The following is a 12,100-nucleotide window of genomic DNA, read 5'->3' as shown; positions in this document are numbered from 1 at the left end:
ATCAATTAGGAATTACAAATTCACCAAACTCGTAATTCGTAATTTCAAAATTCGTAATTAGATATGATAACAGTACCAGTAATGGCAGACTTGTTTGCCGAAGGAAAAGAACCAGATATTTTGTTTTGGGTAGGTTCTGCAGGAAGTTTTGATGATAGAGCTAAAAAAATAACCAGAGCTTTTGTTAAAATATTAAACAAAGCTGAGGTGAATTTTGCGGTGTTAGGAACGGAAGAAAGCTCTAGTGGTGATGCTGCTAAAAGAGCTGGAAACGAATTTTTGTTTCAAATGCAAGCCATGACTAATATTGAGGTGATGAATGCATACAATGTTAAAAAAATTGTAACAGCCTGTCCACATTCTTTTAATACCCTTAAAAATGAATATCCTGAGTTAGGAGGAAAATATGAGGTTTTTCATCATACCCAATTTATAGAGCAATTGGTAAAGGAAGGAAAATTAGATCTTTCTGATGCCAAACTAGATATCAATACCATCACTTATCACGATCCATGTTATTTAGGAAGAGCGAATGATGAATATGAGGCACCAAGAACTTTATTAAAATCTATCAAAGGAACTAGCTTGGTTGAAATGAAACGATCAAGAAATAATTCTTTATGTTGTGGTGCGGGAGGAGCACAGATGTTTAAAGAGCCAGAAAAAGGTGATAGAGATATTAATGATTTACGAACCGAAGATGCATTACAAACCAAGCCAGATGTAATTGCTACAGGATGTCCTTTTTGTAATACCATGATGACAGATGGAGTAAAACACCATAAAAAAGAAAATCAAGTGGAAGTAAAAGACATTGCTGAGTTATTAGCAGAATCTTTGGGGTTATAATATTAAAAAACAAAAATTTTAAAAGTGACTATGTCACACTTTATAAGTGTTTTATAGTCATTTTTTTTATGAATAAAATATGAAACATTGGATTCAAGCGGCAAGACTTAGAACTTTGCCATTGTCGTTGTCAGGAGTAATTACCGGAAGTTTTTTAGCAGTTTCAAAAGGAGTTTTTCGTTGGGATATTTGTGTGTTGGCTTTGTTAACAACTGTTGGATTTCAGGTGCTGTCTAACTTTGCTAATGATTACGGAGATGGAGTAAAGGGAACAGACAACGAAAATAGAGTAGGCCCACAACGAGCCTTACAAAGTGGAGCTATTTCTCCAAAGCAAATGTTAAAAGGTATTTATGTAACCATTGCAATTACTCTAATAATAGCTTTGTTGTTAATTTATGTTTCTTTTGGTAGTGAAAACTTTATGTTATCTATTGTTTTCTTTTTACTTGGCTTGGCTTCTATTGGAGCAGCTATGAAATATACCATGGGAAAAGGAGCGTATGGATATTCAGGTTTTGGAGATCTTTTTGTCTTTTTGTTTTTTGGATTGCTAGGAGTAGTTGGGTGTGAATTTTTATATACTCAAGAAGTTTCTACTTTATCGTTTTTACCCGCTATTACGATTGGACTGTTTAGTGTTGGAGTATTAAACTTGAATAATATGAGAGATAGATTATCTGACATCCAATCCAACAAAAACACAATGGCAGTAAAACTAGGGGCTAATAAAGCAAAGATTTATCATTATATATTATTGATTGTTGGAATGTTATCGACTATTTATTATGTAGTTGCTATGGGGTATTCTTTTAAAGCATATTTATTTTTAATAGCTTTTGTTCCTTTACTAAAACACATCAAAACAGTTTATACCAATAAAGAAGCAGTATTATTAGATCCTGAATTAAAAAAAGTGGCTTTAAGTACTTTTTTGTTTTCGCTCCTTTTTGGTTTAGGATTAATTATTTAATACTTTTAAGGAACTTGTAAAACTAATAAAAATGAAAAAATTTTTCCTATATGGATCTGTAGTCATTATTGCAATACTTTTAATTTTGATAATGATTGCTCCTAAATCTGAAACGATTCAGAGATCAATTATTATAGAGAAACCAATAGATGTAGTTTACCCTTATTTTGCCTCTTTACAAAATATAGAGGAATATGATGTTTTACAAACTTTAGATCCAAATACAGTACATGAATATAGAGGAGTTGGGAACACTGTAGGTTCTGTTCGCGCATGGAAATCAGAACATAAGCGAGTTGGAGTTGGAGAACAGGAAATTATAGAAATGATCCCTAATAAAGAAATTATTTCTGAGTTAAGAATTGAAAAACCTGTTGAATTCAACTCAACCACATTTTTTAAGTTTGATGACAATGGAACTGATACCAAAGTTATATGGGGACAAGATTTATACTATGGAGCCTTACAAAGTGTTTTTATGATGCTCGTTGATGTAAATAAGTTAAAAGGCTCTGATTTAGAAAAAGGTTTGCAAAACGCCAAATCAATATTAGAAGAATAATTATCATGTTTAATAAAATCAAAGCCTTTTGGTTAAATCCAAAAGGTTTTTTAGTGTATGAAAGCAAATTATAAAAAATACATCCTTGATTTTAAGCAAGCTTCGGGGACTTCAAGAGGGATTTTAAAAACCAAAGAAACCTATTTTATTATTTTAGAAAAGGATGGAAAAATAGGATACGGAGAAACAGGTGTGTTTAGAGGTTTAAGTGCAGATGATAGACCAGATTATGAGGCCAATTTAAAATGGGCTTGTCAAAATATTCATTTAGGAATAGATGTTTTATGGAAGGAGTTAATTGAGTTTCCATCTATTCAATTTGGATTAGAACAAGCTTTTTTGTCCTTAGAAAGTTCTAATGGATTTGATTTGTTTCCTTCAGAATTTACAAATGGAGAAGATGTTATCCCTATCAATGGATTGATTTGGATGGGGAGTGAAGCTTTTATGAAAGAGCAAGTTGCTGATAAAATTAAAGCTGGGTTTTCTACCATCAAAATGAAAATTGGAGCGATAGATTTTGATACAGAAATTAAATTACTAAGTAGTATTAGAGAAAGATTTACCCCTAAAGAAATCACATTAAGAGTAGATGCTAATGGGGCCTTTGATCCACAAAATGCCTTACGTAAATTAGAGCGTTTAGCCATGTTAGGAATTCATTCTATTGAACAGCCTATTAAACAAGGAGAACTAAATGCAATGAGAGATTTGTGTTCTAAATCTCCAGTACCAGTTGCTTTAGATGAAGAATTGATCGGTGTTTTTAAATATGAAGAGAAAGTAGCCCTGTTAAAAAATATTCATCCACAATATATTATTTTAAAACCTAGTTTGGTAGGTGGTTTTAGAGGTTGTAATGAGTGGATTGAAATTGCCAATTCTTTAAATATTCCCTATTGGATTACCTCTGCTTTGGAAAGTAATATTGGGTTAAACGCCATTAGTCAATATACCTATACTTTGGGGGTAACAATGCCTCAAGGTTTGGGAACAGGTAGTTTGTTTACCAATAATATTGAAAGTCCTTTAGAAGTTGTAAATGGAAATATTAAATACAACAAAGACAAAGCATGGAAAATAGATTTTTAGCACAAGCATATAAAGCAAATCACAGTATTTGGAATTACGTGTTGGGAATCATTTTAGTGGTGATTGGTGCTTTAGTATTTTCTTTACCTTATAATATAGTAGTTGCTAATAAAATTGCTGAAGGAACAGCCGATGCTTCAAGAGTTGAAGATTTAAATTACTTATATACTTTAATGGACAGTAATCTGTCTATGTTTTATATGATGTTACCTTTTGTTGGAGGGATGATTACATTGTATTTGGTTATAAAAAAAATACACAAACAAAGTTGGATAAATTTAACTACTAGTAGAACTAAAATAGATTTTAAACGTGTGTTTTTTTCTTTTTTCTTCTGGGGAAGTATGATTGTTTTGTTGAATGGAATCAGTTATTTTCTGAGTCCAGAAAGTATTGTTTGGAATTTTGATGCAAAGAAATTTGCAGTATTACTTCTATTATCTATCATACTAATTCCTATTCAAACAAGTTTTGAAGAGTATGTGTTTAGGGGTTATTTAATGCAAGCTTTAGGAGTAAGCACTAGAACCAAGTGGATGCCTTTGGTAGTTACATCAGTCATTTTTGGACTGTTACATTATGCAAATCCTGAAGTAAAGGAATTGGGTTACGGAATCATGGTTTTTTATATAGGAACTGGATTTTTATTAGGAGTCATGACTTTAATGGATGAAGGAATGGAATTGTCTTTAGGTTTTCATGCAGCAAACAATTTAATATCAGCTTTGTTGGTCACTACAGATTGGACAGCTTTTCAAACAGCCGCTATTTTCAAAGATACATCTTCACCAAGTTTAATAATGGAATTAGTTGCCATAGCAATTTTATATCCTGTTTTATTGTTTGTGTTTTCTAAAAAATACAAATGGAAATCTTGGAAAGAAAAATTAATATAAAAGTTGATAAATAAAAATATTAGATAATATGTCTCAAGAATTTTTTGTCCACGAAACAGCAGTTATAGATGAGGGAGCTAAGATTGGAAAAGGAACCAAAATATGGCATTTTAGTCATATTATGCCTCATTCAGAAATAGGAGAGGTTTGTAACATTGGTCAGAATGTAGTGGTGTCACCTTTTGTAAAATTAGGTAGAAACGTAAAAGTGCAAAATAATGTTTCTATTTATACCGGTGTGGAATGTGAAGACGATGTTTTTTTAGGGCCTTCTATGGTATTTACCAATGTTATCAATCCCCGCAGTGCTATTATTAGAAAAGATGAATACAAAGTTACTTCGGTAAAAAAAGGAGCTAGTATTGGAGCTAATGCTACAATTTTATGTGGAAATACCATTGGAGAGTTTGCCATGATTGGAGCAGGTGCTGTAGTAACAAAAGAGGTGAAATCTTATGCTTTAGTGGTTGGAAATCCATCAAAGCAAATAGGATGGGTAAGTGAATACGGACATAGGTTAAAATTTGATGCAGACGGCATGGCTGTTTGTAAAGAAAGTTTGCAAGAATATAAGTTGACTAACGATACAGTGACTAGAATATCATGATGAAAAAAATTATTTGGGGATTATTATTAGGAGCAAATATTTTAAATGCTCAAGAAAAAGAAACATTCTTTCCAGAACATGAAAGTCAGTTAAGAATTCCATTTAATCATGCTAGTTATAGTGTTTTTGAGCAAGGAATTTATCAGGCTGAAAATAGTCATACAGCTATAAAACCATATGTTTATCATGCAGTGAGCAAGGTTGCAGATTTAGATAAGTATAAGACTAATTTACTTAGAGATAAAAAATCTTGGGGAGGAAGAAAGTTATGGAATGAACATTTGGTAGCTGTTAGAGGAAACGACTATTGGTTTAATCTGGATATACTTTTAGATGTAGATGCAGGAGTAGATAATACAGATGTTGGAACCACAATTAATAACACAAGAATTTTAAAAATTGAAGGACAATTGGGAAGTAAGTTTTCTTATAGTGCCTCGGCTTTTGAAAGTCAAACTGAATACACACAATTTATTTACGATTATATAAAAATCAATCAACCAGAAGATGCAAGTGGGTTGGTACCTGGAAGAGGGAAAGCCAAAGGTTTTGGAGCTTATGGAATGGATTACGGAATTTCCACAGGATATGTTTCTTATACGCCCAGTAAATTTTTTAATGTGCAATTTGGTCATGGACAAAATTTTATAGGAGATGGATATCGTTCTTTGTTTTTGTCTGATGTTTCTGCTCCAAGCACCTATGCAAGAATTACCACCACTGTAGGAAAGGTGCAATACACAAATATGTATATGTGGCTAAAAGATTTTAATTATTCTATTGATGATGCTTCGGCGGGAATGAATTATGGTCATAAAAGAAAATATGGAACATTACATCACTTAAGTTGGAATGTAACTCCTAAATTTAATTTGGGTATTTTTGAAGGAATTATTACCGACAATGCAGGAGGTTCTGGAGCTTATCCTGCAGAATATTTAAATCCTATTATTTTTTATAAAAATTTAGAATTTGCCAATGGTGAAGATTCTGGGAACGGAATTGTAGGAATGGATATGAAATATAGATTAGGAGAAAATAATATTTTTTACGGACAATTTTTATTAGATGATTTTAAAGCAGCTGAATTTTTTAAACCTCAAAATCGATATTGGGCAAATAAAAATGCCATTCAAATTGGAGCTAAATTTTTTGATGCTTTTAAAGTGAAAGGCTTACAATTACAAGCTGAATATAACAAAGTAACAAGATTTACTTATTCGCACGAGCAGCAACATAATTACGCTCATTTTGGACAGCCATTGGCTCATTTATGGGGAGCTAACTTTTGGGAAACAGTGTTTATTGCTAGGTATCATAAAAACCGTTGGGGAGCACATGCAAAAGTAGTATATGGTAAAAAAGGGTTTGATATAGATGGAGATTCCATCTCATATGGAGGAAATATATTTGTGTTGGCAACAGAAAGAAATGGAGATTACAATCAGAAGTTTTTACAGGGAAATGTAGCCACTACTTTAAATGTAGATATGGAAGTAAGTTATTTAATCAACCCATCTAATAATTTTAAATTGTTTGCTGGAGCTTTAATTCGTAATTTTAAATCAGACAGTCCTATTACCAGAATAGGAATTGTACCAGAATCTACTGGTTATACTTTTAATGTGGAAAATACCCAGTGGTTTGTGGTAGGGGTAAAAGCCGATTTATTTAACAACTATAGAGATTATTAATACCAAATGAAAAAAACTAATATAAAAGAGATGCCTTTCTTTTATGATAGGTATATAGATTTAGTATCAGAAAAAGAAACAGTTTTAGAAGCTTTAACTAGTTCACAAAACATTTTAGAAAATTTAAAAGAATTATTAGTTAAACAACAGGATTATCAGTATCAACAAGGAAAATGGACTCCCAAAGATATTTTACAGCATTTAATAGATACCGAAAGAATTATGTCTTACAGAGCTTTGGCAATTGCTAGAGGAGAACAACAAGAGCTGATTGGTTTTGAAGAGCAAAAATATGCCAAACACACCGACGCGAGTAATAGATCTGTAAAAGATTTATTACAAGAATTTTCTTTGGTAAGAACTTCTACAATAGCATTGTTTAAAAGCTTTAGTGATGAAATGCTTTTAAGAGAAGGAGAATGTTCTGGAATACATGTAAGTCCTTTAATTTTTGGATTTATATGTGTGGGGCATGTTCAACATCATGTAAATGTATTGCATGAAAGATATTTTAATAAATAAAAAAAGCCACTCATTGAGTGGCTTTTTTGTTAGTCTTTATATCCAAAACGTTTTAACTGTCTATCGTTAGAACGCCAATTTTTATTCACTTTTACATAAAGTTCTAGGAATACTTTTTTATCAAAAAATATTTCTAAATCCTTTCTGGCTTCCATTCCTACTTTTTTTAGAGCAGCTCCTTTGTGACCAATAATAATTCCTTTTTGTGTTTCACGCTCTACCATAATAATAGAACGAATACGAATGATTGTATCATCCTCAAAAAACTCCTCTGTTTCAATTTCTACTGCATAAGGAATTTCCTTTTTGTAGTTTAATAATATTTTTTCGCGAATGGCTTCGTTTACAAAGAAACGTTCTGGCTTATCTGTTAATTGATCTTTAGGATAAAAAGCTGGAGATTCAGGAAGTAGTTCTTTAATTTTATCGAAAACAGGTTCAATGTTAAAGTTTTCCAAAGCAGAAATTAAATACACATTTGCCTTAGGTACTTTTGCTTCCCAATAAGCCAATTTTTCTTCAATTTCTTCTTGGTTAGATGTGTCTATTTTGTTGATTAACAACATCACAGGAACCTTAGAGTTTTGAATTTTATTAAAAAAAGCTTCGTCTTTTAATTCTTTCTCTCCAATCTCCACCATATAAATCAATATATCAGCATCTTCAAAAGCAGACTTCACAAAATCCATCATAGAAGTTTGCATTTCATAAGCCGGTTTAATAATCCCTGGAGTATCAGAAAACATGATTTGATAATCATCTCCGTTTACAATTCCTAATATACGATGTCTGGTTGTTTGCGCTTTAGAGGTGATGATAGATAACTTTTCACCAACAAAGGCATTCATTAAAGTAGATTTCCCAACATTGGGATTTCCGATAATATTTACAAAACCTGCTTTGTGTGTCATGGGTATTAATTGAACTGCAAAGTTACACAAACCAACATTAAGAATGATAATGTGGAGAGGAAGAATTATAAAGGTAGTAAAATAAAAGGCTTACAAAATATGTAAGCCTTTTATAGATTGTTTTTTGGGGTAAAATTTATTGATAAACTTCGGATAAGAATTCTTCTAATGATTGAGTTTTTCTTCCTAAAACAGTTTCTAAATCATTTGTTTGTTGATCAAACTCATTGTTGGCAATTCCTAAACTAAACATGATTAACATATCAATAATAAAATCGGGTAAACCAACTTCTGTCATTTTAGTTTTAAACTCAGCTTCTTCAGGTGAAATATATGTGATTGGTTCATTTAATATTTTAGATAATAAATCAGAAATTTTAGAGAATGTAATGGTTTCACTTCCGTTAAACTCTAAAATTTTATTTTCATAGGTTTCAGGATTACTCAGAATATTTGCTTCTGCTTCGGCAAAATCTTTTCTAGGAACAAAAGCTGTTGCTCCATTGGCTGTTGGTAAATAAATAGATTTTGTTTGTAATAGTTGAGTTTTGTCTCCTATGAACATTGGAATTACTTCTGCATACAAACTATGTCTTGATATGGTGTAATTAATTCCTGAAGCAATGATGAGTTCTTCTGTTTGTTTGTGAGAATCTACTACAGGAAATAATGGTGCCGAAGCGCTTTCATCTTTTCTAACAGTACTGGTGTATAAAATATGCTTAACTCCCATTTTTTTAGCTGTTGCCACTACATTTTTATGTTGTGGTAAACGATTGTTAATATCACTTCCAGAAACAAAGTATAATACTTCAATGTTCTTAAAAGCATTTTCTAAAGCATCTACATTGTCATAATCTGCAATTCTAAATTCAATACCTTCTTTTTTATATTGTTTGGCTAAATCACTTTCTGTATTTCTAACCAATACAACTAAGTTTTCAATTTTATTTTTTGCTTTTAAAAAGTCTACAACGGTACTTCCTAAACCACCTGTAGCTCCTGTAATCAATGTTTTTTTCATTTTGAATATATTTTATATTATATGGTAATAAAAGTTTTTTACTTACTTTTGGTAAGTCAAAGATAAAAGGGATTTGTTGTTTATACAAGAACTGAAAAGAAAGTAAGACACTTACCTTAAGGTAATTAATATTGGAAATGAGTGGGTTATGAACAAAAATAATTTAGAAATATATTTGGATGCCGATAATTGTCCGGTTAGAAATGTGTTAGATAGAATTGGAGATAAATGGTCTGTTTTGGTAATTTTATTATTAGGAGATGCAGATACTTTACGCTTTAATGAAATTCATAAGTACATTGGAACCATTTCTCAAAAAATGCTTACTGTTACTCTAAAAAAGTTAGAGGCAGATGATTTAATTCACAGAGAGGTATATCCTCAAATTCCACCTAAAGTAGAATATAATTTAACAGAAAGAGGACAAAGTTTATTGCCAAATTTAAAGAACTTAGTTTCTTGGGCAAATGACCATATGATGGAGATGAAAAAATAGCGCTAAAACATGAATGCTTTAGCGCTATAAATATATTTTGTTGTTACCACAAAATCTCTTTTGTTTCACCTTTCCTTAATGAAACCTCTTTTTTAATTTTTCCATAAATCAAAGTGGTTTTTCCTGTATTTGTAGCTTTAATTTTGGTTTTGATTAATGTATTGTTTTTCCATTCCATTTCAAGTTCAAAACCACCTTTAGCTTTAATACCTTTAATGCTTCCTTGGTCCCAAACATCTGGTAGTGCAGGTAGTAAATATATATTACCCTCGTAAGATTGCATTAACATTTCAATAACTGCAGCAGCTCCTCCAAAATTACCATCAATTTGAAAAGGAGGGTGGGCATCAAAAAGATTAGGATATGTTCCTCCATGTCCTTTATGAGTTCCATCAGATTTATCAGGATCAACATATTTTAATAACTCTCTATACATTTTGTATGCATGATTTCCATCTTGCAACCTAGCCCAAAGATTAATTCTCCATCCTTTAGACCAACCAGTGGTTTCATCTCCTTTTATTTCTAAAGTTTTACGAGCTGCATTGGCTAAATCTGGTGTATCATTCACGTTAATATGATGACCTGGGTATAGACCAAAAAGGTGAGATTGATGTCTGTGTTTAGGTTCTTCATCTTCCCAATCATAATACCATTCTTGTAAGTTTCCTTTTTTACCTATTTGATAAGGATATAAATTATCTTTTACATCTTTTACACGAGCTAAGAAGTCATTATCTATATTTAACTCTGCTGAAGCATTTATGAAATCATTAAATAATTCTCTAATCATAGCTAAGTCAGAAGTAGCTCCGTATAATGTAGCACCGTGATATCCATCAGCAGTAATATATTTGTTCTCTGGTGATGTACTAGGAGAAGTAATCCATTTTCCGTTTTTGTCTTTTATCATCCAATCTAAACAGAATTCTACAGCTCCCTTCATCACAGGATATGCATCTTTTTTTAGATATTTTTTGTCTTGTGTATAAATGTAATGTTCCCATAAGTGAGTAGCTAACCATGTACCTCCCATGTTCCAGTTAGCCCAATTAGGATCTCCTTCACCATAATCACCAACAGGGTTACTAAGTGCCCAAATATCTGAATTTTGACAAGCAGCCCAACCGTTTACTCCATAGTAAGTTTTAGCGGTAATAGCTCCTGTTTTAGAAATATTGTTGATGAACTCTAAAAGTGGAGTGTGAAGTTCAGAAAGATTGGCAGTTTCTGCTAACCAATAATTTTCTTCAACATTTATATTTAAGGTGTAGTTACTACTCCAAGGTGGTCTCATGTAAGGATTCCAAATACCTTGTAAATTGGCTGGAACTCCTTTGGTTCTTGATGACGAGATAAATAAGTATCTACCATAGTTAAAGTATAAAATCTCTAGGTTTTTATCTTCAATTCCTTCGTCACTATAACGTAATAATCTCTTGTCCGTAGATAATTTAGTCGCCTTAGTTGGTCCTAGGTCTAATGTTACTCTATTGTATAGGCTTTGATAATCTTTTAAGTGATTGTTTTTTAGCTCTTCAAAAGATTTTTTATAAGCTTTATTTAAATTTTTAAAAGCTATTTTTTGATGGTTAAGTCCATCTGTAGCTGGATTTTTATCAAAACCATTAAAACTAGTTGCTATAGAAACGTAAATGGTAGCTTGACTACAGTTTTTTATTTCTAAAGTTTTATCTGTTGCTATAATCTCTCCATCAGTGTTTTTTACTTTGAATAGTGTTGAGAATCTTGTTCCTCTATTTTCATCAAAAAGAATAGGGTTTTCTATGTTGTCTCTATAGCTAGGTTCTGCATGATAAGGAGCATAACCGCTAATATTTAAGACATCTTTAGTATTGGTGATTTTATATCTTAAAAGACTATTAAAATCAATGCTACAGTTAATGCTGTTTTTTTGATCGCTTGTTAAGCGAATAACCATAATTTTGTCTGGATGAGAAACAAAATATTCTCTTTTAAAATTGATTCCATTACTTTGGTAAGTAACTGTTGAAATCGCTTTACTAATATCTAGTTCACGATGATAGTTTTTAAAGTCACTTTGATTTTTGTAGTGAACCATCATAGTTCCTAATGGAGCATATGATTGAGAATATGGTCCTTGTAAAAAACGATTTATAGAATCTGCAGCTTTATAATTTTCGTTTTGTAAAGCCTCTCTAACAGGAGTAACATATTGATGTGCATCTGGATTGTTGTATGGGTTTACAGGTTCTCCAGACCATAAAGTAGCATCGTTCAAATATATTTGATCTGTACTTACACCACCGAAAACGGAAGCTCCCATTTTACCATTTCCTAAAACTAGTGTTTCTTCAAAATAGTTGGCGGGTTCGTCAAACCATAAGGTATTTGTAGATTGGGCTAAAAGTGCTAAGGGATTAACCATCATAAGAATAGCACAGATTCTTATGATGGTTTTTTGGGGTTGTAATAAATTCATTATTTCTGTT

At 31.7% G+C, this 12,100-nt stretch carries 12 protein-coding genes; 9 read left to right on the top strand and 3 right to left on the bottom strand.

Annotated elements, in window-relative coordinates:
- Nucleotides 1-63: 63 nt before the first annotated feature.
- The 8 genes from BUB70_RS12510 to BUB70_RS12475 all read left to right on the top strand — a co-directional run bounded on the left by BUB70_RS12510 (nucleotide 64) and on the right by BUB70_RS12475 (nucleotide 7,195).
- On the top strand, nucleotides 64-849 hold the full coding sequence (locus tag BUB70_RS12510; RefSeq protein ID WP_229743000.1) for a (Fe-S)-binding protein: 786 nt from the start codon (nucleotides 64-66) through the stop codon (nucleotides 847-849).
- Between the two features lie 79 nt (nucleotides 850-928).
- Nucleotides 929-1,822, top strand: coding sequence for a 1,4-dihydroxy-2-naphthoate octaprenyltransferase (gene menA, locus BUB70_RS12505; RefSeq protein WP_073122105.1), 894 nt, complete (start codon nucleotides 929-931; stop codon nucleotides 1,820-1,822).
- A gap of 31 nt (nucleotides 1,823-1,853) precedes the next feature.
- Complete coding sequence (locus BUB70_RS12500) at nucleotides 1,854-2,384, top strand: SRPBCC family protein (RefSeq protein WP_084730281.1); 531 nt, start codon at nucleotides 1,854-1,856, stop codon at nucleotides 2,382-2,384.
- 57 nt (nucleotides 2,385-2,441) lie between these two features.
- The gene (locus tag BUB70_RS12495) at nucleotides 2,442-3,476 is read left to right on the top strand and encodes an o-succinylbenzoate synthase (RefSeq protein WP_073122100.1); all 1,035 of its coding nucleotides are present in this window, start codon (nucleotides 2,442-2,444) and stop codon (nucleotides 3,474-3,476) included.
- The gene (locus BUB70_RS12490) at nucleotides 3,458-4,372 is read left to right on the top strand and encodes a CPBP family intramembrane glutamic endopeptidase (protein ID WP_073122098.1); all 915 of its coding nucleotides are present in this window, start codon (nucleotides 3,458-3,460) and stop codon (nucleotides 4,370-4,372) included. Before BUB70_RS12495 ends, BUB70_RS12490 begins: the two co-directional genes overlap by 19 nt.
- Before the next feature lie 28 nt (nucleotides 4,373-4,400).
- Entirely contained in the window at nucleotides 4,401-4,979 is a 579-nt protein-coding gene (locus BUB70_RS12485) for an acyltransferase (protein ID WP_073122096.1), read from the top strand.
- Complete coding sequence (locus BUB70_RS12480) at nucleotides 4,979-6,673, top strand: hypothetical protein (protein WP_073122094.1); 1,695 nt, start codon at nucleotides 4,979-4,981, stop codon at nucleotides 6,671-6,673. Before BUB70_RS12485 ends, BUB70_RS12480 begins: the two co-directional genes overlap by 1 nt.
- Nucleotides 6,674-6,679: 6 nt before the next feature.
- The gene (locus BUB70_RS12475; protein WP_073122091.1) at nucleotides 6,680-7,195 is read left to right on the top strand and encodes a DinB family protein; all 516 of its coding nucleotides are present in this window, start codon (nucleotides 6,680-6,682) and stop codon (nucleotides 7,193-7,195) included.
- Between the two features lie 29 nt (nucleotides 7,196-7,224).
- Here the strand turns inward: BUB70_RS12475 and era are convergent, their stop codons facing one another.
- Entirely contained in the window at nucleotides 7,225-8,106 is an 882-nt protein-coding gene (era, locus tag BUB70_RS12470; protein ID WP_073122089.1) for a GTPase Era, read from the bottom strand.
- Between the two features lie 136 nt (nucleotides 8,107-8,242).
- On the bottom strand, nucleotides 8,243-9,130 hold the full coding sequence (locus BUB70_RS12465) for an SDR family oxidoreductase (RefSeq protein WP_073122088.1): 888 nt from the start codon (nucleotides 9,128-9,130) through the stop codon (nucleotides 8,243-8,245).
- A 148-nt stretch (nucleotides 9,131-9,278) separates the two neighbouring features.
- On the opposite strand from BUB70_RS12465, the gene BUB70_RS12460 reads away from it, so the two are divergent.
- Nucleotides 9,279-9,626, top strand: a complete 348-nt coding sequence (locus BUB70_RS12460) for a winged helix-turn-helix transcriptional regulator (protein WP_073122086.1) — start codon at nucleotides 9,279-9,281, stop codon at nucleotides 9,624-9,626.
- 43 nt (nucleotides 9,627-9,669) lie between these two features.
- On the opposite strand, the gene BUB70_RS12455 is transcribed toward BUB70_RS12460, so the two are convergent.
- On the bottom strand, nucleotides 9,670-12,090 hold the full coding sequence (locus tag BUB70_RS12455; protein WP_084730280.1) for a glycoside hydrolase family 95 protein: 2,421 nt from the start codon (nucleotides 12,088-12,090) through the stop codon (nucleotides 9,670-9,672).
- Nucleotides 12,091-12,100 lie beyond the last annotated feature (10 nt).

It is taken from the genome of Wenyingzhuangia marina (assembly GCF_900130035.1).
In the GTDB taxonomy this organism is placed as follows: Bacteria; Bacteroidota; Bacteroidia; order Flavobacteriales; family Flavobacteriaceae; genus Wenyingzhuangia; species Wenyingzhuangia marina.
This window is presented reverse-complemented; position numbering and strand designations above follow the sequence as displayed.